Annotated in this window: 18 protein-coding genes; 10 read left to right on the top strand and 8 right to left on the bottom strand. The window is 60.6% G+C overall.

The window, feature by feature from the left end:
- Window positions 1-112: 112 nt before the first annotated feature.
- Window positions 113-2,452 carry a TonB-dependent receptor gene (locus BLU85_RS13470; protein ID WP_092203028.1) on the bottom strand — a complete coding sequence of 780 codons (2,340 nt, stop codon included), beginning with the start codon at window positions 2,450-2,452 and terminating at the stop codon, window positions 113-115.
- A gap of 155 nt (window positions 2,453-2,607) precedes the next feature.
- Between BLU85_RS13470 and BLU85_RS13475 the strand changes: the two genes are divergently transcribed.
- Together BLU85_RS13475 and BLU85_RS13480 are read left to right on the top strand one after the other, a co-directional pair.
- A complete protein-coding gene (locus BLU85_RS13475; protein ID WP_092203026.1) occupies window positions 2,608-3,552 on the top strand; it encodes a LysR family transcriptional regulator in 945 nt (314 codons plus the stop codon).
- 190 nt (window positions 3,553-3,742) lie between these two features.
- Window positions 3,743-5,350, top strand: a complete 1,608-nt coding sequence (locus tag BLU85_RS13480) for an alkaline phosphatase family protein (protein ID WP_092203024.1) — start codon at window positions 3,743-3,745, stop codon at window positions 5,348-5,350.
- A 72-nt stretch (window positions 5,351-5,422) separates the two neighbouring features.
- Here the strand turns inward: BLU85_RS13480 and BLU85_RS13485 are convergent, their stop codons facing one another.
- Window positions 5,423-6,328 carry a TauD/TfdA dioxygenase family protein gene (locus BLU85_RS13485; RefSeq protein WP_092203022.1) on the bottom strand — a complete coding sequence of 302 codons (906 nt, stop codon included), beginning with the start codon at window positions 6,326-6,328 and terminating at the stop codon, window positions 5,423-5,425.
- Window positions 6,329-6,511: 183 nt separating this feature from the next.
- Here BLU85_RS13485 and BLU85_RS13490 point away from each other — a divergent pair, with 183 nt between their 5' ends.
- Entirely contained in the window at window positions 6,512-7,432 is a 921-nt protein-coding gene (locus BLU85_RS13490; protein ID WP_092203020.1) for a LysR family transcriptional regulator, read from the top strand.
- 123 nt (window positions 7,433-7,555) lie between these two features.
- Here BLU85_RS13490 and BLU85_RS13495 read toward each other — a convergent pair whose 3' ends face one another.
- Window positions 7,556-8,557, bottom strand: a complete 1,002-nt coding sequence (locus BLU85_RS13495) for an ABC transporter substrate-binding protein (protein WP_092203018.1) — start codon at window positions 8,555-8,557, stop codon at window positions 7,556-7,558.
- Between the two features lie 288 nt (window positions 8,558-8,845).
- Here BLU85_RS13495 and BLU85_RS13500 point away from each other — a divergent pair, with 288 nt between their 5' ends.
- The 3 genes from BLU85_RS13500 to BLU85_RS13510 are packed head-to-tail and all read left to right on the top strand — an operon-like array spanning window position 8,846 to window position 12,890.
- The gene (locus tag BLU85_RS13500) at window positions 8,846-10,438 is read left to right on the top strand and encodes an ABC transporter permease (RefSeq protein WP_092203016.1); all 1,593 of its coding nucleotides are present in this window, start codon (window positions 8,846-8,848) and stop codon (window positions 10,436-10,438) included.
- A complete protein-coding gene (locus tag BLU85_RS13505; protein WP_092203014.1) occupies window positions 10,435-11,250 on the top strand; it encodes an ABC transporter ATP-binding protein in 816 nt (271 codons plus the stop codon). The genes BLU85_RS13500 and BLU85_RS13505 overlap by 4 nt, the downstream gene beginning before the upstream one ends.
- A 29-nt stretch (window positions 11,251-11,279) precedes the next feature.
- Window positions 11,280-12,890 (top strand): arylsulfatase, encoded by a 1,611-nt coding sequence (locus BLU85_RS13510; protein WP_092203012.1) that lies wholly within the window; start codon window positions 11,280-11,282, stop codon window positions 12,888-12,890.
- Between the two features lie 129 nt (window positions 12,891-13,019).
- Here BLU85_RS13510 and BLU85_RS13515 read toward each other — a convergent pair whose 3' ends face one another.
- Window positions 13,020-13,646 (bottom strand): hydrolase, encoded by a 627-nt coding sequence (locus tag BLU85_RS13515; protein ID WP_060742882.1) that lies wholly within the window; start codon window positions 13,644-13,646, stop codon window positions 13,020-13,022.
- Between the two features lie 230 nt (window positions 13,647-13,876).
- Between BLU85_RS13515 and BLU85_RS13520 the strand changes: the two genes are divergently transcribed.
- Complete coding sequence (locus tag BLU85_RS13520; protein ID WP_092203010.1) at window positions 13,877-14,773, top strand: LysR family transcriptional regulator; 897 nt, start codon at window positions 13,877-13,879, stop codon at window positions 14,771-14,773.
- A gap of 49 nt (window positions 14,774-14,822) precedes the next feature.
- Here BLU85_RS13520 and BLU85_RS13525 read toward each other — a convergent pair whose 3' ends face one another.
- Window positions 14,823-16,856, bottom strand: coding sequence for an NADH:flavin oxidoreductase (locus BLU85_RS13525; protein ID WP_092203008.1), 2,034 nt, complete (start codon window positions 16,854-16,856; stop codon window positions 14,823-14,825).
- A 76-nt stretch (window positions 16,857-16,932) separates the two neighbouring features.
- The gene (locus BLU85_RS13530; protein ID WP_256572870.1) at window positions 16,933-17,817 is read right to left on the bottom strand and encodes a glycine betaine ABC transporter substrate-binding protein; all 885 of its coding nucleotides are present in this window, start codon (window positions 17,815-17,817) and stop codon (window positions 16,933-16,935) included.
- 207 nt (window positions 17,818-18,024) lie between these two features.
- Between BLU85_RS13530 and BLU85_RS13535 the strand changes: the two genes are divergently transcribed.
- Window positions 18,025-18,945 carry a LysR substrate-binding domain-containing protein gene (locus BLU85_RS13535; RefSeq protein WP_092203004.1) on the top strand — a complete coding sequence of 307 codons (921 nt, stop codon included), beginning with the start codon at window positions 18,025-18,027 and terminating at the stop codon, window positions 18,943-18,945.
- 218 nt (window positions 18,946-19,163) lie between these two features.
- Here BLU85_RS13535 and BLU85_RS13540 read toward each other — a convergent pair whose 3' ends face one another.
- Complete coding sequence (locus tag BLU85_RS13540; RefSeq protein ID WP_092203002.1) at window positions 19,164-19,946, bottom strand: EAL domain-containing protein; 783 nt, start codon at window positions 19,944-19,946, stop codon at window positions 19,164-19,166.
- Window positions 19,947-20,272: 326 nt separating this feature from the next.
- On the opposite strand from BLU85_RS13540, the gene BLU85_RS13545 reads away from it, so the two are divergent.
- Together BLU85_RS13545 and BLU85_RS13550 are read left to right on the top strand one after the other, a co-directional pair.
- A complete protein-coding gene (locus BLU85_RS13545; protein ID WP_092203000.1) occupies window positions 20,273-21,955 on the top strand; it encodes a diguanylate cyclase in 1,683 nt (560 codons plus the stop codon).
- Between the two features lie 112 nt (window positions 21,956-22,067).
- Window positions 22,068-22,460 carry an ester cyclase gene (locus BLU85_RS13550; RefSeq protein ID WP_092202998.1) on the top strand — a complete coding sequence of 131 codons (393 nt, stop codon included), beginning with the start codon at window positions 22,068-22,070 and terminating at the stop codon, window positions 22,458-22,460.
- 136 nt (window positions 22,461-22,596) lie between these two features.
- Here BLU85_RS13550 and treS read toward each other — a convergent pair whose 3' ends face one another.
- Window positions 22,597-24,663, bottom strand: coding sequence for a maltose alpha-D-glucosyltransferase (gene treS / locus BLU85_RS13555; RefSeq protein ID WP_092203065.1), 2,067 nt, complete (start codon window positions 24,661-24,663; stop codon window positions 22,597-22,599).
- Window positions 24,664-24,758 lie beyond the last annotated feature (95 nt).

Below are 24,758 nucleotides of genomic sequence, written 5' to 3' on the forward strand. Positions count from 1 at the left end.
TGCAAAATATTCATTAAAGGCATGGCTCGACAGGTTGTTTGCGCACACGAGTGACGGCGCTGACCATGCTGCGGGTGGCACGGGTGTTGAACCCGGCCACCTATCCCATGGGCTAGAAGTCGTAGCGCCCGGTCACCCCTAGCGTGCGCGGGCTCCCCAACAGGCCTTCGTAACCGCCGTTACCGCCGGTCCACAGGGTGGTGTAGTAGGTTTTGTCGAAGGCGTTTTTCAGCCACAACGACACGTCCCACTGTCCCTGCTCATAATTGCCGCGCAAGCCGGTGGACAGGTTGACCACCGCATAGGCAGGAATCTGTCCGTAGTCGGAATCCTCCACCGTGCCCACGGCCTTGGAGCGAAAGGCATAGCTGCCGGTGACGTAGGGCTCGAAGCCACTGTCCAGATTCCACTTGTACTCGCCGTTGGCATTGGCGATCCACTTCGAAGCCCCTACCACTGGGTGCCCGCTCAGGTCGCAGGAAGCCGGCGCTCCTGGGCGCAGACTGACTTCCGGTGGGCACGGCGCATCCTTGTAGCTCAGGTAACGCACATCGTTGAACGAGCCGTTGAGGTTCAGCGTCAGGCCCTTGATCGGCACCCAGGTACTTTCCACTTCCACGCCGCGCGAGCGCACGGAACCTGCGTTGGTCAGGTACTGCACGCGATTGTCCTGGTCATAGGCGTTGGTCTGGTAGCCGTTGACCTGGGTCCAGAACAGGTTGGCATTGAGCTGCAGGCGCCGATCCCACAACGTGCTTTTGAAACCCAGCTCGGCGTTGTTGGCCCGCTCGGTGCCGACCAGCAGCGAGTCCGCCCCGGCAGTCGGTGCGGAGCCGACCACGAGGTTGACCCCACCGGACTTCTCGCCGTGGGACAAGGTCGCGTAGCCCAGCAGGTTGTCGTTCAAGCGGTAGCTCAGGTTGAGCAAGCCCGAAGGGCTGGCGCTGTATTGCGTGAGGTCGCCGGAGTCATAGGCGCCGGTACGGTTACGGCGAGCCGTCGCGGCAGCGCCCGTGACGGCCGCACCGCCCACTGGGCTGTTACGCGTCACCCAGGCGCTTTTTTCTTCATAAGTACCGCGCAAGCCTGCGGTGAAATCCAGGCGCTCGGTAAGGTGCCAGGTGCCTTGGGCGAACAGGGCGAAACTGTCGGTGCGGATGTGCCCGTTGCCCACGGTACTGACGTTGGCCAGCGCGCCTGCTGGCGTGCCGTTCCAGATATCCGCCTGGGGCCCGTAAGAGACGAAGGATTTGTTGTCCAGCGAGTTGCCGAAATAATAGGCGCCCAGCACGTAGTCGAAGAAGCCACCCGTGGGCGATGCCAGGCGAAATTCCTGGGACCACTGTTTGTCTTCCACCGATACGCCGCCGTTATAGGACGCCGGCACGTCAAGGCCATCATCGTTGCGCGGGGTGAAATTCCAGAAGCGATAGGAACTGACCGAGGTCAGGGTGAAATCGCTGGGCAACGTCCAGTTGGCTTCCAGCGAGGTGCCGCCCTGGAACACGGTGACGCGCTGGTCGCTGTCCAGGTTGACCTTGCGATGGGTGCCGTCGACCAGGGTGGCCCCCGCAGCGGCCGCCCGCGACTGGTAGAGGTTGGTGCCATTGATGGTCGGCCCGGTGCTGTACAACACACGGGTGCCGGCGCTGGAGTCCTCTTCGTTGTAGTCACCGATCCAGCGCAGGTTGAACGTTTCGCTGGGCTTGTACAGCAGTTGCCCGCGAAAGCCCTGGCGCGAGCCACCGTTGAGGTCATGGCCATCGTATTCGTTCTTGATGTCGCCGTCGCTGCGCGTGCGATAGGCCGAGAAACGCCCCGCCAGTTCATCGGTCAGCGAGCCGGAGATCGTGCCCTTGGTCTGGAAATAACCGTCCTCGCCCAGCGACGTTTCGATGCTGCGCTCCGGAGTGAAACTCGGCGCACGGGTGCTGATATTGATCACCCCGGCCGTGGTGTTCTTGCCGAACAACGTGCCCTGGGGACCACGCAACACCTCGAGCTGTTCGATGTCCATCAGGTCGAACACCGCCATACCCGGCCGGCCGAGGTACACGTTGTCGATATACAAGCCCACGCTGCCTTCCAGCCCGTCGCTGGCCGGGTTGTTGCCCAGGCCGCGAATCGACACGCTGGACTGGCGCGCATGCATGTAGGCCACGTTGACGCTGGGCACCAGTTGCTGCAAATCCTGAATCCGATAGACCCGCTGGCTTTCCAGCGCCTGGCCGCCGATCACGCTCATCGGCGTGGGCACCTCCTGGGCGCTTTCCGTACGCCGCCGGGCGGTCACCGTGACGGTTTCCAGTTGGCCGCTGGCGCTTTCACCCGAGGGTGCCGGTTCGGCTGCATGGCTGGGTGTCCAACTGGCACTGCCGGCCAGCAACATGGCCAGGGGCAGGCGTTTGAGCTTCCAGGGAGAGCAAGGTACAGCGGGCTTCAACAGACTCATAAGCGGCTCCGGAACCCGGAAATATCCACCATCAGATATTCCATAAGGTTATTTATTTATGTTTTTACGAACATTTACTGCATAAGAGATAGCCTTTATAAGGAGTCGACCTGATGCATAGCCAATGCATTTCCCCGATATTTTTGATGTGAAAAATGCATATCGATCTGCGCCAACTTCGCCACTTCATCGCCCTTGCCGAACAACGCAGTTTTGTCGCGGCAGCATTGGCAGTGAACCTGTCGCAGTCGGCGTTCAGTCGCAGTATCCAGGCCCTGGAACACAGCGCCGGATGTCAACTGGTGGATCGCGGCCGCAAAGACCTGGCGCCCACCAAGCAAGGCCAGGTATTGCTTGAACATGCCCGGCGCCTGGTCAGTGGCGCGCAGCAACTGGCCAACGAGATCAGCCAATTCAATGGTCTGGAAGCCGGCGAATTGCGCTTCGGTTGCGGTCCGGCGCCGGCGGCGGGGTTGATACCACGGGCCATTGGCAGTTTTATCGGGCGCTACCCCAAGGCCCGCGTGCAGTTCCAGGTGGATGACTGGCAAAGCCTGGGCAAGCGCCTGCTCAGCGAAGAATTCGAATTCTTCGTCGCCGACACCCGCCACTTCGAAGCCCACCCGGACTACCACACCTACCGCCTGCGGCCGCGCAAATGGTATTTCTGCTGCCGCGCCGGCCACCCGCTGGCACAGCAACCCAGCGTGACGGCCGTGCAACTGATGAGTTACCCACTGGCCGTGACCATCCGCCCGCCGAACCTGCGCAAGGTCATCGTCGATCTCAGTGGGCGGCCCGATTACCTGCCCAACGTCGAATGCGAGAACGGCTACAGCCTGATGGGCGTGGTGCTGCGTTCCGACGCCATCGGCATCGTCAGCGCCAACAGTGATGTACTGCACATGGCTCGCGGCGAATTGGTGTGCCTGACGATCGATGGCCTGGCCGAAGACCTGGAGGAGCGTTACACCCGCTATGGCATCGTCAGTCGTGCGGGGTATCGCTTGTCGCCGTTGGCGGAGGCGATGATCGAGCAAATCAAGCAGATCGATGAGCTGGATGAGGAGGTGTGCGCACTGGAGAACGTCGCTGTCTGAAGTGGCGCTTTCGCGAGCAAGCTCGCTCCCACATTTGGAATGCGTACAATTGTGGGAGCGAGCTTGCTCGCGAAAGCGCTGGCAGCAACACCGATGCATTGACTGCATCAAACCCAGTCCCCAAATGCACTTGCCAGCCTACCCTCCGAACGGCGAAAAAACTCACCTGTCCTCCACTTGGTGAAGCCTCATGCCTGCCCCCCAAACCGTCCGCAACGTGCTGTACATCATGTGCGACCAACTGCGCCGCGATTACCTGTCGTGCTACGGTCACGCCCATCTGCATACACCGAACATCGACCGCCTGGCCGCCGCCGGTGTGCGTTTCAGCCGCGCCTATACCCAGGGCACCATCTGCGGCCCCTCGCGCATGTCGGCCTATACCGGGCGCTACGTCAGCAGCCATCAGGTGGCGTGGAACGCGGTACCGTTGCCCCTGGAAGAACTGACCATCGGCGACTACCTGCGCCCCCATGGCATCCGCACGGCGCTGGTGGGCAAGACCCACGCCACGCCCAACCTGGAGGCCTTGCAGCGGCTGGACATCGACCCGGACAGCGCGCAGGCCGAGCCGCTGAATGAAGTCGGTTTCGACGCCTACTTTCGTCACGATGGCATTTACCCCGACAGCCCGCTGTTCGAAGACAAACGCGAGTCCGCGCCCTATACCCATTACCTGCGCGAGCAGGGCTACAACGGCACCAACCCATGGCACGAATGGGCGAACGCGGCAGAAGGTGAAAACGGCGAGGTGCTCAGCGGCTGGCACATGCGCAACGCCGGGCGACCCGCGCGAGTCGCCGAGCAGCACTCGGAAACCGTCTACACCACCGACCGCGCCATCGACTTTATCCACGAGCAAGCCGAGCGACCGTGGTGCCTGCACCTGTCCTACATCAAGCCGCACTGGCCCTACATCGCCCCGGCGCCGTATCACGCGTTGTACGGTGCCGAGCATATCCAGACGCCCATACAGCCTGGGCAAACCAGCGATCACCCGGTGTATCAAGCGTTCCGTCAGCATCAGGAAAGCCTGAATTTTTCCCGTGACGAGGTGCGGCTCACGGTGATTCCCACCTACATGGGGCTGATCAGACAGATCGACGATCAACTCGGGCGCTTGTTCGATTTTCTGCAAAGCAATGGCCGCTGGGAGGACACGTTGATCGTGTTCACCAGCGACCATGGCGACTTCCTCGGCGATCACTTCCTGGGCGAGAAAGAATTTTTGCTGGAGCCTGCGGTGGGCGTGCCGCTGATCGTGCGTGACCCGCGGGCCGCCGCCGATATCAGCCGTGGCACGGTGGACGCACGCCTGGTCGAAACCATCGACGCCCTGCCGACGTTCCTCGACGCCTTGGGCCTACCCGCTGCCGACCACCGCCTGGAAGGCCGTTCGCTGATCCCGCTGCTGCACGCTCAAGACATCACTTGGCGCCGCTACGCCATCGCCGAATACGACTATGCCTTCCAGGCCCCGGCCCGCGAGCGCCTGGCACGGCCCATCGACCGCTGCCGCATGACCATGGTGCGCAGCGAACGCTGGAAGTACCTGGCCTATGACGGCTTTCGTCCACAGCTGTTCGACCTGGAAAACGACCCACAGGAACTCCACGACCTGGGCAGCGACCCGGCCTATGCCGAGGTCCGCGAAAGCCATCTGGGGTATCTGTTCGAGTGGCTGCGCGGGCTGAAGCGGCGCACCACCATCAGCCACACAGAGATCGACCTGCGTGGCCAACGGTTTCGTTATGGTGAGCCGGAGGCGGAGAAAGTGGTGCAAATCGGCGTCTGGTAAACGACGCGAATCAATGGGGAGAGATTCCTGTGGCGAGGGCCACATGACCCACACATTCGCGTCTGCGCCGGCTTAGAAACCCTTGATGGTCTTGCTCGACTGCCCTTGCACGCCCACCGGCACCTCGCCCTTGAGGGTGACCCGGCGCACGATACGCTCCTGGGTGCCGTAGTCGTCCACGGCGTAATGCTGGGTGGCGCGGTTGTCCCAGATCGCCACGTCACCGCTCTTCCAGCGCCAGCGCACGGTGTTTTCCAGGCGCGTGACGTGGCTTTGCAACAGGTTGAACAGTTGGGTCGAATCCGCCTGCGAATACCCTTTGAGGCGTTTGACGAAATGCCCCAGCAACAGGGTTTTCTCGCCACTGACCGGGTGCACGCGCACCACCGGGTGTTCGGTTTCGTACACCGTCGACGTGAACACCTTGCGGTATTCCTCAAGCCGCTCTACGGACACATCCGGCTTGATCGCGGCGTAGTCGTATTCGTTGCTGTGCACCGCCCACAGGGTATCGGCCAGTGCGCGCAACTCCGTGCTGAGGTCGTTATAGGCACTGGCGGTGTTGGCCCACACGGTGTCACCACCGGACTTGGGCGCCAGCACCGAACGCAGCACCGAGGCTTTTGGGTAGGCGTCGACGAAGGTCACGTCGGTGTGCCAGGAATTGGCGCGCTGGCCGCGCGTACCGTCCAGCTCCATCAGGAACCGCGTACCGTCGCGTACCGGCACCGTCGGGTGGGCAATCGGCTCGCCGAGCAGATGGGCGAAGGCTTCCTGGCTCTGGTCGTCGAGGTGGGTCTGGTCGCGGAAGAAGATCACCTTGTACTGCACCAGCGCCTGCTGGATGGCTTCGACGGTGGCGGCATCCAAGTCGCCGGACAATCTGATGCCCCGGATCTCGGCACCGATGCGGCCAGCGACCGGGTGAATGTCCAGTGCCTGGGCAATGGGTTGAACAGCTAATGCGGCGTTGCTCATTGTAGTGACCCTCATGTGCCTGCTGATGGTGGGAACGCTTTTCCGGCGACGCTCTATTAATATGCGATTTTGATCTATCAGATTAACCAATGCATCGTTGACGGAATAAGAGCTTGCATTTAAAACCTCAGCTCCCTTGGTCGCAAATGCCTTCGACCTATTTTTAAAATGCAGGGAAAGCATATGGATCTTCGCCAACTGCGCTATTTCATCGCCCTTAACGAACACCGCAGTTTCGTACGCGCAGCCGACGCCATGGGCATCACCCAGCCGGCGTTCAGCCGCAGCATCCAAGGGCTGGAACAGGAATTCGGCTGCGTACTGGTGGACCGTGGCCACAAGGATCTGCGCCCCACCCCCGAGGGCCAGGTGGTGCTGCAACACGCACTGACGCTGGTGCATGGCGCAGCCTTGCTCAGCAGTGAAGTGACACGCATGACCAAGCTCGACGCCGGCGACCTGCGCTTCGGCTGTGGCCCGGCACCCGCCGTGAAACTGGTGCCCGACGCCGTGGCGCGCTTTATCACCGCCCACCCGAAAATCCGCACCGGTTTCCAGGTGGATAACTGGGAAAAACTCAGCCGCGCCCTGAGCCGCGAAGAGATCGAATTTTTTATCGCCGACATTCGTCAGTTCGAAACCGACCCGAATTTCCAGACCCGCGCGCTGACGCCCAAGCGTGGGGTGTTCTTCTGCCGGCCTGGGCACCCGCTGTTGGCCAAGGACAGTCTGTCGACCAACGACATGTTCGATTACCCGCTGGCGGCACCGCTGATCTCCCAGGGCATTCGCAAACTGCTGGCGAACCTCAGCGGGCGCATGGATTTCTCACCGAGCATCCAGACCGAACATTTCCCGGCGCTGGTCAAGATCGTGCTGCAGTCCAATGCCATCGGCGTGGGCACGGAGGAAGCCTTCGCCGACGACATCGCCCAAGGCACGCTGGTGCTGCTGCACTGGCGCAACCTGCCACAGAACATGGACACCCTGAGCGCCCGCTGCGGCATCGTCAGCCGCACCGGTTCACGCTTGTCGCCAGCGGCGAAGGCGATGATCGAGACGTTGCTGGAGGTGGATCAGCAGGCCATCAGCGTGGCGGTCTGACCGGCCTCTTCGCGAGCACGCTCGCTCCCACATTCGATTGCATTCACCCTGACGAAACGCGGTCGAATTCGGGAGCGACGGTGCGACTGGCTCGCGAAAGCGATACCCCGGACACCACCAGACTCAGAGCCCTGCCGAGGCCAGGTTCGGCGCCACCCAATCACTCACCTGGAATGGCCTGCGAATCAGCTTTTCCTTCGACGCCAGGTCGACCGCCCCCTGTAATTTGCCCAGGAACACCGGGTCCAGGGTCGACGGGAAGATCTCGCTGAGGGCCTGGTCTTTCAAGTCATTGGTCAGGATCAGCGGTGGGTAACTGGCCCGCCCCGACACCAGTTGGATGTAGGCCTGTTTGTTGTTGTCATCGGTCAACCATTGCACCGCTTGCTGCTGGGCCTTGAGCAGCTTGGCCACCGCGTCGGGATGCTCGTCGACGAACTGTTTGCTGCCCACCAGCACCGCCTGCACACTGCCGGCGCCACCGAGGTCCTTGGTGGTCAACGGTATTTCCGCCAACCCCTTGGCTTGCAATGCGCTCAGGTTCGAGCCGCCCCAGGTGGCGTCAATCTGCTTGGCGGCCAAGGCGGCACCGGCTGCGTTGTAATCCAGGTTGATGACTTTCAGATCCTTTTCACTCAAGCCCTGGCTGGCCAACGCGGCGTCGAACGACAACTGGCTGGCCGTGCCACGAAACACCGCGACACGCTTGCCCTTGAGGTCTTGCAAGGTCTTGATACCCGAGCCCGGCACCACGCCGAGGTACTGCTTGAGGTCCCGTGCGGTGGCACTGAGCAGGCGGGTATCCAGGCCGTTGGAGCGACCGATGATCGCGGCCAGATCGCCCAGGTAGGCCAGGTCCACCTGGCCATTGGCAAAGGCTTCGTTGATCACCGGGCCCGCGCCCTTGAAGTAATTCCATTGAATCTTGATGCCTTGGTCGGCAAAGGCTTTCTCGAAGATCTGTTGCTCGCGCAACACATCCGTGATGCCGCCGCCACTGTGCTGGCTGCCAGCACTGAGGTCGGGCACGGCAATGCGGATTTCCTTGAGTTCGGCAGCATGCACCAGCCCGGCCAACGCAGTGCCCGCGAACAGAGTGATCAGACGTTTAAAAGGCAATTTCATAAGCGCAGCTCCTTGTGGGCGAGGGTCGCCTGGGGAGCAGAAAGTAGGCATACGCTGGGCAAAACTTTAAATACTATAAATTCACACTTTAATAGCTTTTAGACCTATAGAAGTTAAAACGCCGGCCCCAGAGGACTATGCATAAACAGCATCGAAAATATTCTTCGAATGCATTGGATGCGTGCAGGACAGAGGCTTTAAATGATTTTTCTTATCCCTCAATCATCTTGATTGCGTGTTTGTAAGATCAGAATCACATAACGCCATTGGCGACAACGGAGGTCTTCCATGGCCCGAATCTCACTTCTGAGCCTACCGCTCGCGGCTTCCAGCGCCACGCCGCACGGGCCGGTACTCAATGAACGTCTGCTGCCATGGCTGCTGCCTCTGGCGCTTTGCGCGCTGTGGTGGCTGGGCAGCCGCCATCACTGGATGAGCGAACAGATTCTGCCACCGCCGTCGCTGGTCTGGAGCAGCGCGGTGGAACTGGCCGGCGGCGAGCTGTGGAGCCATCTGGCAATCAGCTTGCAACGCCTGTTCTGGGGGCTGCTGGCGGGTATTGGCAGTGGGGCGTTGTTGGGGGCACTGCTAGGCTTCAGTGCGCGCACCGAGCGCCTGGTATTTCCGACGTTCAGCGCGTTGTCGCAAGTGCCGACGCTGGCCTGGATCCCGTTGTTCATGGTGTTTTTCGGCATCGGCGAGACCCTGAAACTGGTGGTGCTGGTGAAGGCGATCGTGGTGCCCGTGACCCTGCATACCCTGGTGGGCGTACGCGACGCCCAACCCCATTTACGTGAAGCCGCCCGCGTATTGCGCCTGCCCACCCATCTGTTGATCCGCCGCCTGATCCTGCCCGCCGCACTGCCAGCCTTCATGGCCGGCGTGCGCCTGGCCCTGGCGGCCGGCTGGACCTCACTGCTGGCGGTGGAGTTGCTGGCCTCCAGCGAAGGCATCGGCTACCTGATGGTCTGGGCGCGCCAACTGTTCATGCTCGATATCGTCTTCGTGTGCATCGTGATCATCGGCGTATTCGGCGTGGTGATGGACCACAGCATTGGCTGGCTTGACCGTAAATGGGTGCACTGGCCGCACCCGGCCACCGCGCAGATTCGACGCGGCTCGCGCTATCAAGGCTGGCAGCGCCTGCAACCGTGGCTGCTGCCCCTGCTGCTGTTGAGTCTGTGGCAGGTGGCGACGCAACAGGCTTGGGTAGACGCAAATATTCTGGTCAGCCCCTGGATCGTGCTGCACACCACCGTCGCCGGCGCACTGGACGGCAGCCTGAGCGGCGCCTTGAGCACAAGCCTGAAGCGCACCCTGGGCGGGTTGCTGCTCGGCGGCGGCCTGGGCTTTGCCATGGGCCTGTGGCTTGGGCTGTCGCGACGCAGCGAACGGGTGCTGGGACCGACCCTGGCAGCCCTGCGCCAGATCGCGATTTTCGCCTGGGTACCGCTGCTCACCGCCTGGTTTGGTCTGGGTGAATTGGCCAAGTGGGTATTCATCGCCCTCGCGGCGTTCTTCCCGCTGTTTATCGCCACTCAACGCAGCGTGCTGAACCTCTCGCCACAGCTCAGCGAGGCCGCTCAAGTGCTGCGCCTGAGCCTGCCCCAGCGGTTGCGCCGGCTGATCTTGCCAGGCGCTGCCGCAGGGATTTTCGCCGGCCTGCGTCTGAGCCTCATCTACGCCTGGCTGGGTACCATCGGTGCGGAATATTTCATGCCGTCCAACGGCGGTATCGGCAGCCTGATGATCGGCGCCCAACAACTGCTGCGCATGGACCTGATCATGAGCGGCATGCTCCTGGTCGGCCTCACCGGCGCAGCCCTCAACTGGATCGGCCAACGCATCGAAACCCGTGCTACCCGTTGGAGACACGCATGAACGCACCGATTGTCAGCTTCAACCATGTGGGCAAGTCCTTCGACGTCGACGGCTTCGAGTTGGAGGCCATTCGTGAATTCAACCTGGACATTGCCGAAGGCGAATTCGTCGCGATCGTCGGCTCCAGCGGCTGCGGCAAATCAACCCTGTTGCGCCTGCTGGTGGGGCTCGACACCCAGTTTCGCGGCGAGATTCGCGTCGACGGCCAAACGGTCAGCGGCATCGGCGGCGAGCGCGGCATCGTGTTCCAGGAGCATCGCTTGTTCCCTTGGCTGACCGTCGCGCAAAACATCGGCCTGGGGCTGGTCAACGAGCCCCTCGGCGAAGCTGAACGTAACCGGCGCATCAGCGATTTTATCGAGCTGGTGGGCCTCAGCGACTTCACCCGTGCCTATCCTCACCAGTTATCCGGCGGCATGGCGCAACGGGTGGCGATTGCCCGGGGCCTGGTGGCCAGCCCGCGCATCCTGCTGCTGGACGAACCCTTCGGCGCCCTCGACGCCCTGACCCGCCAACAGATGCAGGACGAACTCCTGGCGATCCGTGACCGCGCCAAGATCACTACAGTGCTGGTGACCCACGATGTGGAAGAAGCGATTTTTCTCGCCGACCGTGTGGTGGTGATGGAGCCGAGGCCCGGGCGAATCAAGCAAGTCGTCGACATTGCCCTGCCCCATCCACGCCAACGCAGCAGCTTCGAATTCCACCAGTTGCGTGAAGAGCTGCTGCACGAGTTGACCAGTGATGACCATTACCAGCCGCCGGTGCGCGAACAGATCCGCGACCTGCCCCTGGCCTTTATCGCCTGCTGAAAGACTGCCTGCCAACGAGGAGCGCCTTGATGTCGCAACGTCCCAATTTTCTAGTGATCCTGGCCGATGACATGGGTTTCTCCGACCTGGGTGCGTTTGGTGGGGAAATCGCCACGCCGCACCTGGACGCCCTGGCGCTGAATGGCCTGCGCCTGACCGATTTCCATACCGCGCCCACCTGTTCGCCAACGCGCTCGATGCTGCTCACCGGCACCGACCACCATATCGCCGGCATCGGCACCATGGCCGAGGCGCTCACCCCCGAGCTGATCGGCAAGCCCGGCTACGAAGGCTACCTGAACGATAAGGTGGTGGCGCTGCCGGAGCTGCTGCGCGAAGCCGGTTACCAGACGCTGATGAGCGGCAAATGGCACCTGGGCCTGACCGCCGAACTGGCGCCTCACGCACGTGGTTTCGAGCGTTCGTTCTCGTTGTTGCCAGGGGCGGCCAACCACTACGGCTTCGAACCGACCTATGACGAACACACGCCGGGCCTGCTCAAATCCACGCCGGCGCTGTATATCGAGGACGACACCTTCGTCGAGCGACTGCCCAAGGACTTCTATTCCTCCGATGCCTTTGGCGACAAACTGCTGCAGTACCTCAAGGAGCGCGACCAGGCCCGGCCATTCTTTGCCTACCTGCCGTTTTCCGCACCGCACTGGCCGTTACAGGCACCCGCCGACATCGTTGAAAAATACCGTGGCCGCTACGACGCCGGCCCCGAAGTATTGCGCCTGGAGCGCCTGGCAAAACTCAAGGCCCTGGGGTTGATCGACGCCGATGTCGAGCCCCACCCGCTGATCGAATTGAACACCCAGTGGGCCGCCTTGACCGATGAACAGCGCCAGGTGTCGGCCCGTGCCATGGAAGTGTATGCGGCGATGGTCGAGCGCATGGACTGGAACATCGGTCGGGTGGTGGAGTACCTGCGCCAGCAAGGGCAATTGGACAATACGTTCATTGTGTTCATGTCCGATAACGGTGCCGAAGGTGCCTTGCTGGAGGCCTTCCCCAAGTTCGGACCGCAGTTGCTGACCTACCTCAACCAGCATTACGACAACAGCCTGGACAACATCGGCCGCGCCAACTCCTACGTTTGGTACGGGCCGTCGTGGGCCCAGGTGGCAACGGCGCCGTCGCGGCTGTTCAAGGCATTTACCACCGAGGGTGGGATTCGTGTGCCGGCGCTGGTGCATTACCCCCAGCTGTCGCTCAAGGGGCGCATCAGCCATGGGTTCGGCACAGTGATGGACATTGCACCGACCATTCTGGACCTGGCCGGCGTACGCCACCCCGGCACCCAATGGCGCGGCAAGCCCGTGGCGCCATTGCGCGGCAAATCATGGCTGGGCTTCCTGTCGGGCGAGACCTGCGAGGTGCACGACGAACACACGGTCACCGGCTGGGAGCTGTTTGGCCGCCGCGCGATTCGCCAGGGCCAGTGGAAAGCCGTGTACATCCCCGGCCCCGTGGGCCCGGCGACCTGGCAGCTGTATGACCTGGGCCAGGACCCGGGCGAAATCCATGACCTGGCGTTGAGTCAGCCGGACAGACTGGCCACTTTGATTGGCCACTGGCAGCAGTACGTCGACGAAACTGGCGTGGTGCTCAGCGCATCGCCGTTTCAGCCGGATTGAATGTCCGACCTAAAAAACCCTGCGTCCTCAGGGTTGCCCTATCTGGGATGGAGCGGTATGAGGGTGGCGACTTTCGCAAGCGCCACCCCCATCCTGTTTGCAGCTTCTTGAGTGGTGCCGGGGCGCCTTCTAGAGCGCTTTCTCGGCGTTAAAACCGTCGAAGTTTTCGAAGACCCCCATAAAGCCCGGGACAGTCGACTCCCGTGCCCAGTCGCGCTGGAGCTCGCAGTACATCTGCACACGGCTGATGAGTTTCGCGCCCGCCTGTTCGATTCGACGAAGGGCGGCCTCGTGCGCGGCGACTGACGTGCCACCGACCGCATCGACCGGCACATACACTTCATAGCCCTCCTGGATCGCGTCCAGTACAGGGAAAGTCAGGCAAGCTTCGGTCCAGAGCGCGGTCATGATGAGCTTGCGGCGGCCGATGCCCTTGACCGCCTGCTTGAACTCAGTGTCCTCCCAGCTATTGATCGAAGTGCGGTCATAAGTCGGTAGATGGCCGAGCACGTCCTGCAACGCCTGAATCGGCGGTTTGTTGCGGCCGGTCGCGACGTTGACCGTCGAATGAATGACAGGAAGGTTGTAGTTGACGGCCGCCTTGGCAACGCTCGTGATGTTGAACACGAGCTCGTCTCGGGGCATCGAGCGAATCGAGGAGACCTGGATCGGCTGATAATCGATGATGATCAGCGCGCAATTCTCAGGCGACAAGAGGTGGTCGGTATGGGGGTTGCGAATCGTCTCGCTTGTCATTGTCTGGTCCTGTTCTCAGTTGTAATACACGGTGCCAGAGAGCCAGCGCGCACTCGTATGGACGGGCATGGCCCTGACGAAGTGTCTACTGATGTTGTCAGTGGATTTGGGTTTCCAGGCAACCTGCGCCACTGGCGACATTGCCCGGAAGCAAGGATTATGCTGTTCCCATTTTCGACGCAGTAGTCGCAACACGAGGCTAGCTGTGTCGCACAAAGAGGAACGCTGACTTGGATATAGAAGAGCTGCAAACATTCGTGGAAGTGGCTGACGCAGGGGGCGTTTCGCCTGCGGCGCTCCGGCTTGGCGTATCCAAGTCGATCGTCAGCCGCAGGCTCGCCCGGCTTGAGGCGGAACTTGGCATCCAGTTGCTTGCACGAACCACGCGCGGGGCCGCCCTCACTGAAGCCGGGGCCACGTTCCGAGATTACGCGGCGAGGGTCTGCGCCGAAATCGAGGCAGCCAGGGAAACGATCCTGCCGACAGGCGCCCTTCGCGGTCGCTTACGCGTCGCGGCGCCTCTGTCTTTTGGCCCTACCCATTTCGCGCCCATGCTCGCGCAAATGGCACACCGTCACCCCGAGCTTCATATCCAGACCTGCTACAGCGATCGCTTCGTCGATCTCATTGCCGAGGGGTTCGATTGTGCGATACGCGTCGGGTACCTCCCCGATTCCAATTTGATCGCGAGGAAAATCGGCCCGATCTACACGAAGCTCGTCGCGAGCCCAGGCTACATAAAAGCGCATGGGGCACCAGAGACACCGGACGAGCTCATTGCCCATGAGGCTCTGCTGCAGGGTACCGAAGCGTGGCAATTCATGGAGGGTGACAAGGTCATCACGGTTCGTCCGCAGGGCCGCTTCAAGGCGGACAACGGCATAGCGCTCGTGGCTGCCGCAACCGCGGGACTCGGCATCGCGTACCTGCCGGATTGCCTGACTTATGAGCATGTGAACTCAGGGGCGCTCGTGCCGATCATGACCCGCTATCCACCACCCCCGGCGGGTGTATACGTGGTCCGTCCGCCAGGCCAGCATCCGGCACGGAAGATACGGATGCTCACAGAGCTGCTGATCGAGTCATTCGGACAGTCTCCGCACTTTGCGGGGCCTGCTCGTATTTGATCGCAGCAAGGATCGCCGCTGGTTGTCCATGGTCACGGCGTGACTCAAGCTAAAGCGCCATGGACAACCTCATCCCGTCATAAATCGCGGCGTGAATATCCCGGCTGTTCACCGCGTCGCCAATCCTGAACAGCTGAAACCCAGGACCGCCCTCCCCCAGCAATTGGGGTCTTATGTCGATAAAGGCTTGATGGTCCAGCTCTCCACGATTGCGCGACAGCGCCTTGAGTTCGAAATACACATCGTCCAGCGGCAGGATGCCGTGCTCAACCACGACTTGGTCCACCACTCGTTCGCTGGTGATATCCGCGTACCTGTTGCGCAAGGTCGCCACCAATCTGCCGTTTTCACGCCGCACCCCCGTCAGTTGATGGCTCAAGGTCTGTTGCACGCCATGTTCGGCAAAGGCCTTCAGATAAGGCGGCGTGTTCAAACCACCGATGTCCGGGCCGAGCATGCGTTCGGGCGTGACGATTTCCAGTTCGCGGCAATGATCGAGCATGAACTCCGCAGCGGTCAGCGCCTGATGACCGCCGTTATAGTCAAACACCAGTGCCGATTCTGCCGGCTTGACGTCGCCAGCAAGGATATCCCAGGTACTGACGACCCATTCGTTGCCGTACTCAAGAACCTCGGTGTTCGGCAATCCTCCGGTGGCAATGATCACTACGTCCGGTGACAGCGCCAACACCTCCTCTTTCCCGGCATAGCAGTTGTAGCGAAATTGCACGCCCAAGCGCTCACATTCACTGACGCGCCAGTCCACCACGCCGATCAATTCGCGACGGCGCAATGGCACGGATGCCAAACGGACCTGCCCGCCCGCCTGGCTGTTGGCCTCGATCACTGTCACCTGATGTCCGCGCTCGGCAGATACCCGTGCCGCCTCCAGTCCGGCAGGACCGGCACCGACGATCAGGACCTTGCGAACGGGGCCGCCCGACGAGGTGATCTCATGAGGCAACTTGCTCTCTCGCCCAATAGCCGGGTTATGCAGGCAGTGAGCCTGGCCGGAGATATAGATCTGGTCCATGCAGTAACTGGCACCTACGCAGGGACGAATCCTCTCTTCCTGGCCGGCCAGGACCTTGGCAATCAAGTGCGGGTCGGCGATCTGCGGACGGGTTAGCCCCACCATATCCACCAGCCCTTCACGCAGGGCGTGACGGGCCGTGGCGACATCGCTGATCCGTGCCGCCTGCATCACCGGCACCGACACCGCACGCCTCACGGCACCTGCCAATTCCAGGTGCGGTCCGGCAGGGGTGCCCATCCCGGGAATCACCTTGGCGATGCCGACATCGTTGTCGATACGCCCCTTGATAACGCTGATGAAATCGATGCCGTGATCGACCAGGGTCTGCGCGATGGCCAGGCCCTCCTCACGGCACAGCCCGCCGGGCATATCATCCTCGACCACCATGCGAATGCCGACGATGAACTCAGTGCCCACGACCTTGCGGATCGCCCGCAACACCTCCAGCGAGAAATGCATACGCCCTTCCAGGCTGCCCCCCCACCCGTCGTCACGTTGGTTTGCCGGAAGCCAGAACGAATCCATCAAATGGCCGTAGGCTTCCAGTTCGATGCCGTCCAATCCCCCCGCCTTGCAGCGTTCGGCGGCGTCGGCGTAATGCTGAATGATTCGCGCCAGGTCCCAGTCTTCGGCTTTTTTGGTGAAGCTGCGGTGGGTCGGTTCGCGTCCATGGCCAGGCCACACCAGCGGCAGCCAGTCAGCGTGAAAATTACTGCCTCGCCAGCCAAGATGGGTGAGCTGGCACATGACCGCGCTGCCATGCTGATGCACGCCATCACTGAGCTCGCGCAACCAGGGCACGATTTCGTCGCGGTACATCTCAAGGTTGCCGAAGGCCGGTGGACTGTCCGGCGCCACGATGGAGGAGCCGCCAATCATGGTCAGTGCGACACCGCCCTTGGCCTTCTCTTCGTGATAAAGCCGATAGCGCTGCCGTGGCATGCCCTGGTCGGTATACGCAGGTTCATGTGACGTGCTGACGACGCGATTGCGCAACTGCAGATGCTTGATGGCGAAGGGTTGCAGCAACGGATCATTACTGGACATGGCGGTGCTCGCACGGGAATCCGAGATAGACGAAGCCTTAAGGCTTGGGCTTGTAGACGAAGGCGCCGTCAGGCAATCACTGGGCGGCGGCCGTCGCCTGGGATGAAAACATCGCATCGAACGTCGGCTTATTGGCCGCGTAATAGGCTTTTACCGCGGCGTCGGCCGAGCTGTCCTTGGCTTGCAATAACAGCGCTTCAAGCTGCGGCAGCGGTAATTTGTAGTTGTTCAGGAAGGCTGCGACGGCCGGTTCCGCTTCGCGAAAACCAGGGCGACCGATGACGTGCACCTGCTCGGTGCTGCCAAAAACGCCTTTGGGGTCATCCAGATAACGCAGCTTCCATTTGGCGAACATCCAATGTGGGTTCCAGCCATTGAGCAGACTCCAACGCCCACGCTCGATTTCCCGGGCGAACTGCGCCACTTCCGCTGCACCGGACGACGACACCAGCTTGTAGCCAGTGATGCCATAGACCTCCATGGCCTTTTGCGACAACGTGGATTGGCCTGTGCCTGGTTCCGGCCCGAGAATCGTACCGCGCAATTTCTCACGCACTTGCGGCTTGTTCAGGTCGGCCATGCTGCTCAGGGTTTCGCGGGGAATGGAATCAGGAATGGTCCATCCTATGCGCCCCTCATAGAGCACACCGAGATCTTCCAGCTTGTCCTGGTATTTGTCCCAATATCCCTTGTGGGTGGTGGGCAGCCATACCATTGGAATGAAATCGATGGCGCCACTTTCCATGGCCTTGAATTGGATTCCGATATCGGCCATCACCAGCTTCACAGGGCGTTGCAATTGCTGTTCGATGGCGTAAGCCGCGAGCTTGGCGCTGATCTCGGCATCGGGCCAGGCCACCCAGCCAATACGGATCGGTTGCGGCTCGGCTGACCAGGCGGTGCCGCCTAGCAGAGAGCCTGCGATTGCCATTACTTTCAGGCCGTGCGTAAGTCCTTTCATCAGTGCGTTCATAGTGACCTCTGACGGTATCGGTTTTGCAAGGTTGACGAATAGGCCAAGCCCTGAAGGCTTGGCGGGCCTGATCGGTACGCTTCAATCAAGCCAGACGACGTCAAGCCGCTCAAACGATTTAAAGTCAGGTTGCTGGATAACCTTTTGTAATGTGAATGCCGAGTCATTCGGTAACAGCCGCAAGGGCCGCTCTCCATGGAAAAACTACGTCGTCGCCTGCCTCCGCTGACTGCCCTGGTGATTTTCGAAGCGGCCGCACGCCTGCTGAGTTTCACTTCGGCCGCGCGGGAAATGTGTGTGACCCAGGCCGCAGTGAGCCGGCAGATCCGGGTACTGGAGGAATCATTGGGGCAGCCGCTGTTCGTGCGCGGCCACCGCAATATCAGCCTGACCTCGGCCGGCCGACGTCTCTATGCCACCGTGGACCAAAGCCTGGAGCGCATTGCCGACACCGTGCACGATCTGCGCAACGGCGTTTCCGGAGTCATTACCTTCGCGGCAACCATCGGCTTTTCGACGTACTGGCTACGCCCTCGCCTTCAAGCCTTCCAGCGAGCGCATCCGGACATTGGCGTGCGCCTGCTGGCACTGGATCGCGATTTTGATCTGGTGGGCGAAAACATCGATATCGGGTTCACCACCGGCAGTGAAGGACAGGGCCCCGGGGTCAGGCTGGATCGGCTTTTCGATGAGACGATACTTGCTGTCTGCTCCCCTTCCTATCTGGGCGATCGCCAACTGCATGAGCCGCGACAATTGCTGGAGGAACGCTTGCTTCACCTGGACCGTGAACACTGGCGCTGGATTCGCTGGCCCGTGGTGGACTGGCCTGTCTGGCTGCAACAGATGGGCGTCACCTATGCACCGCCTACGCCGGCGCTGTCGTTCAACAACTCTGCGTTGTTGTTTCAAGCGACATTGGAAGGCGAAGGCATCGCGCTGGGATGGGGCGCGATGATTGACGACCTGCTGGAATCCGGCGCCCTCGTTCGGGTACTGCCCCATGAGTACCGTACCAGCCGAGGGTATTACCTGGCGCTGAATCCCACCAGCATCGGTGTTTCGGCAGCCGAGGTGTTTCGTGAATGGTTATTGGCGGACTTGGCCCGCCGCTGATCCAGCTCCGAGCGAGAGTGTGTCTGTTTCTCGGACGAGACCAAGCAACTGAACAGGTGATGCCAACCTGCCTGTACATTTTTTGAGCGCCCGTTCAAACCCCCTGCCCACTTGGCATCAGCGCGGTTATCCACAGACATACTCACGGATTTCTTGGATAACTGAATGGGATCGTGAAGTACGCCTGCCGTAGCGAACCTATGGATTCGAGCCCGCCTTTACAGCACGCCGTCATCGAAGCATCCAGCCGGGAGATGACCGACCGCGGGCCTTGCATACAAATATCCCTGCATCAGTTCGATACCCATGCCTAGCAGCGTCGAGCTTTCTTCACGGGTCTCGACACCTTCGGCGATGATCAGGATATCCAAGCGTCTGGCGACCAGGATGATGCCTTCGACGATTGCTTGTTTGACCGAGTCTCGATCGATGTCTCGGGTCAGTGCCATGTCAATCTTCAACACCTGCGGCTGGAACATGGCCAGCAGGTTAAGGCCCGAATAACCCGCGCCAAAATCGTCGACGGCGGTAATGAACCCCTGACGCTCATACTCCACGAAAATCGATTTGAGGTGCTCAGGGTCTACCACCTTCTCGCCTTCGGTCACTTCGAACATGAGCCTCTTTGGCGGGAAATGGGTCAGACGCGCCGCTTCCAGGGTGGCCCGGATACACGTCTCTGGCCGGTATACGGCGTTGGGCAGGAAATTGATGCTCAGCAAGCAGTCGGGAATGTCCAGCAACCCCAGCCTTGCGGCTTCTTCGATGGCCTTCACCCGGCAAGCCTGGTCGAATCGGTAGCGGTTGCTGTCGTTCACGAGCCCCAGGATGTAGCCAGCCGATTCGCCATTGATGCCCCTGACCAACGCCTCATAAGCAAACGCAGCGCGTGTCCGGACGTTGAAAATAGGCTGGAAGGCCATGGTGAAATCAAACCCCAACGCCTCATGGTTGCGACATTCGGCGCAGCCGAGCGATTGGAACGGAGGGCGTTTCGTCATGATTAATATTCCGTGGCAGTCTTGATACATCCCTGCGGATACAAGGAACTGTAGCCGACACCACCTGAATCGGCGCGGGCCGAAATTTCTGAAACGCTATCGGCCGGTCCCCCCGACGCTCACCCTGATCGGTACGACATGTATCAGGCACTGGCTAAAACGCGTAGATTCCACCCCCCGCCGGAGGCTAATTCGTGAGGTCGCGTAAAGCCGCGCGGCCTCTCAGCGAATGTACGATTTTTTGACCGTCTAGCGGTTTTAGAGTGATTCACTTAAACCGTTAACCTAACTCGCCGATAACAATAAGAATCCCATTGGAGCTGACGATGCCCCATCGCACACCCAGACTTCTCCTCGCAGCAGCCACTGCCACGCTGGTCATGTCCGTCACCGCCGCAGTAGGTCCGTTTACCCTGTTCTGGACGAACGAAACGCGTAACGACCGCAACGTGGTAGAGAAGCAGCTGGAATGCATTCGCACGGTGCAAAGTCTGCTCGTGGATGCCGAGACAGGCGAACGCGGGTATGCATTGACGGGGATGGAAACATTTCTCCGGCCTTATTACGTCGCCACGTCGCAACTTCCCGGCGCGATCAAGCTGCTTCGTGAAAACTATCGAAACGATTCGTCCGCTGAAATTGCCAAGGTGGAGGACTTCATCGAGAAGTCCGCACTGAAGCTGGACCACCTGGAAATGGTGATCAAGCTGCGCAGCACCCAAGGTGCTGCTGCGACGGTGGCCGAAATCGCTACGGGCAACGGCAAGCACCTCATGGACCAGGTCCGCGACCTGGGAGGCGAGCTGATTCAAGCTGAAGTCGAGGAAGTGGCTGTTCTGGACAACCAGCTTAACGCCAACTTGCGTTGGGCCGTCGCCGTTTCCATCGCCAGCTTCCTGCTAACGCTTGTGCTGGGGCGTTTCATTTACGTGTCCATGCGTCAGACCATAAAACGCCAGGCCGAATCGACGGCTAGCGCGCTTTCTTCAAGCACCCAACTGGGCAAAAGCCTGAAAAACCTCGAGCGGCGCAACGCAGAAATAGGCTTGCTCGCAGAAATGGCTCGTCTGCTGCAGACCGAGATGAGCCAAGAGGAAACGCTCCAACTGGTCAGCACTTATTGCCAACAGTTGCTGGAGGGCAGTAGCGGAACGCTGTACCTGTACCGCAATTCGGCTGATGCCTTGCAACCGGCCGCAAGCTGGGGCCACGTCGAGGTTCAATCAGATGTCCTCATCGGCCCCAAAGACTGTTGGGCCATACGTCGAGGCCATCCCCATGTGGTTGAACATCGTCATGAGCTGCGCTGCGCCCATTACTCAGACAAATCGGAGTTCGACGATGGCGACATTCACTGGTGCCTGCCGCTGATAGCCTACGGAGAAACACTGGGGCTCTTGCATATCCAGCATGCTGGCGGAAATGGCGATAAGGAAATCAGCCGCCAGTTTGCGGAAGCTGCCGCGGAGCAAACCGCGCTAGCGCTGGCGAACGGCAGGATGCGCCAGGTCCTGCAAGTCCAGTCGATCAAAGACCCGCTGACCGGCCTGTATAACCGTCGCTTCATGGAGGAAACGCTCAAGCGCGAACTCTCCAAAGCCACTCGAGACGCAGTGGACCTGAGCGTCATCATGCTCGATCTGGACAACTTCAAGAAACTGAACGACATCCACGGTCATTCTGCAGGTGACGCGGTGTTGCGAAGCACGGCATCCTTGATCATGAAGTCAATCAGAGCCACCGATGTCGCCTGCCGCTTTGGTGGAGAAGAGCTGATCGTCATATTGCCGGATTGCTCCATTGAAGACGCTCTCCTGCGAGCCGAATCCATCCGGGATTCGCTGGAAAGCATGAGCCCTACGGATGGAGTGCAGACGTTCAGCGTTACCGCATCCTTTGGCGTGGCCTCGACGACGCGTAACGGGACCGATCAAACCCTATTGATACAAGCAGCGGACGCGGCACTGTATAAGGCCAAGCGCGGCGGGAAAAACCGCGTAGCCTCGTAGTTGGTCATAGAAAGAGGAGAACGAAAGCCGCCTCAGAAGCGGTGGGCCCTCTTTCTCCGATCGCCGTCGCAACGCCTGTATGACCAGGGACAAAGAGAGGAGAAACAGCCCCATGACCTCGAACCTTGCCGATCTTTATAGCGACTACATCGCCTGCCTGAATGCGCAGGACTGGGGAAACCTGGGCCATTTCGTGCACCCGGATGTGGTTCACAACGCCAGACCACTAGGGTTGCACGGCTATCGAAGCATGCTGGAAGCGGATTATCGGGCTATCCCCGACTTGCGCTTTGCCATTGAATTCCTGGTGATCGACCCACCGAAGTTGGCGGCTCGCCTGGCCTTCAATTGCACGCCGGTTGGGGAATTCCTGGGCCTGGCGGTGAATGGGATACGCATCGCCTTCGCCGAAAACGTCTTCTACGCATTCGAGGACGGCAGGATCCGCGAGGTCTGGTCGGTCATCGATAAGGCAGCGATCGAAGCTCAGCTCCGATCAGCGTAGCGGATGGCTCAAGGCTGCAGATTATCCAGGCCTGCTCTTCCCCACGGGTGACGGAGCAGAACATAGACAACGCCTTGACTAGAACCTATGGCATGGGTGGGTGGTCGAGCGATCAACCACCTCGTTTTCCCAAGCCCTAGATCATCGGTGAGCTGCTCACCACCCGTAGCGCCAACCCTTCGAACGCATCCAGCGTAATGGTGAATTCGCCCTCGGGCGTAAGGTCGCCTTCGACCCGTTCATTGATGATGTCGACCACCGGCCCCGGTGCGATATTGGGCAGGTGCAGGGTTTCAGTGATCGGCGTCGAACCGAAGTTCAGCGCGGTGATTTGCGTACCTTTGCCAGCCGGCAATTCGTGAACCATGATCAGCAGCCCCGGATGCTCGACGTCCGGAATCAGTATCTGGCGACTGGCGGCGATGTCATAGGCACGGCGCGCAGCGAGGATCTTGCGCAACTGCGAGACGAACGAATCCGGATCTTTCAACTGGCTTGGCAAGCTGCCGTACAGGGTCTTCGGACGCGGCATCTGGCCGGCCGACAATGCCGCGTCAGGGTTGAGGTCTACCAGATCGTAGGCACCGCGATGAATCCAGCGTGTGTCGCCGTCGCCCATCAGATGCTCGACCTGTTCGGCCGGCAATGGCAACGCGCCGACCAGGTCCCAGCCAGACAATGCGAACACGCCAGGTTGCATCGCGTTGTACATCACCAACAGCAGATGAACCTGGCGAATCTGCTGGATATCCGCCGTCGTAATGGCCTCGAGATCGCGAATCCCCAGCGCTGCGGTGATGATGCTCGCAGTGGTACAGGACACGCCGTTGGTGACGAATTTCAGATTATAGGGCGCATGCTCGCCAGTGAGGCGCTCGTACATCTGCTCGCGGATGTGCTCGCGCAGGATGCTGCCGGGAAAGGTCTGGCCCTGATAGAGGTAAGTATCGTGGGCGTGCAGGGTCCAGAAGTGCACCAACTCCAGGGTCAATTCATCATGATTCTGCAACGCATGGATCAGCGAACCCGGATCGATGCCAAGGGTGTGCATCTGCCGCAGCATCAAGCGCAGGAATTCGGCATCGCCCATCAGCAAGGCGTGCTGGTAGGCGGGTCGGGTGATGAAGTCGTAGGAGAGATCAGCCCCTCCGTGGGACATGGCGGCGATATCGTCTACGGTCAGGTTCAGTTCCTGGAAACTGAAGCCGCCGGCCTTGCGAATCGCTCCAGCGAGCAACTGGTTTGCAGTGATCGATAGCGGATGGCTTTCGGACCAGGCGGTACCTTCGAGCTTGCGCTCGACGCCGAGAAATCCGTTGGCGTCCAGACGCAGGATTTTCGCCCCCGAGACATCGATGGCATGCAGTGCGTCCCCAATGATCATCTGTTGAGCGGCAAAGGTCGGGTCCAGCCAGTTCAGCGAAGGTTGCCCTTCCTTGAAGTAATGCAGATAGACCCAACGGCGCGGCTTGCCGTCAACGCCCATCGCCACCGGCGTCGCACTCCAGTCGGTTTCCTTGACGCCTGGTTCGAAGAAGATCACCCGTTGCAACTGTCCGACGATGTAATGCTTGTCCCGCAGCACGTCGACCTGCTGCGGGGTGAGGTTCTGCGCATCGCGCCCCTCGGCAATGTCGGGCAGCAGCGGCCAATCCTCCTCGCGGATTTCCACCATGTGGTAGAGGCCCGGATAATCTTCATACGCCATCTCGGCCAAACGAAAATCCGCACCTTTGCCGGTATGAGACGGGATGACATCCTCGATGACGACCGCATTGTGCGCGGCGGCCATTCGGGTCAACGCTTGCAATTGCGCCTCGGTGCCCAATTGCGGGTCGATGTCGAAACTGATGCGGTCGAAATTGCCGTCAATCGTAGGGGTGTAGTCACCGCCCGAAAGGCCACCGGACCTTTTCAAGGGGCCATTGTGAATGCCCTGGATACCGATTCTCGACAGCGCATGCCATAAGGTTTCATCCCCCAGCGCTTCAAGCACAGTGCCATTTTCGCGGGTAACGATGGAGGCCGGATACGCGGTGAACCACACCGAAGCCAATGCCGAGGCGTCGCGAGGCCGAGTATGCGCATAGGGCTGCTGCCACATCCGTCCCTGGCCCGAGTAGAGCTTGGCGCGCTTCCTCGCAGCATTGAGCATCGATTGTTCGACCAGCCAGTCGACATGATTTTTCTCGGCTGCCGTCATGGACACAATCACCTCCGTCATGGAAAAAACCGCAGTCGCCCCTCTCCAACCGAAGCGCCGCTCGTTTTCATAGGAGGCCACCACGCGACATTCGT

It is taken from the genome of Pseudomonas sp. NFACC14 (assembly GCF_900106885.1).
Lineage (GTDB): Bacteria > Pseudomonadota > Gammaproteobacteria > Pseudomonadales > Pseudomonadaceae > Aquipseudomonas > Aquipseudomonas fluorescens_AA.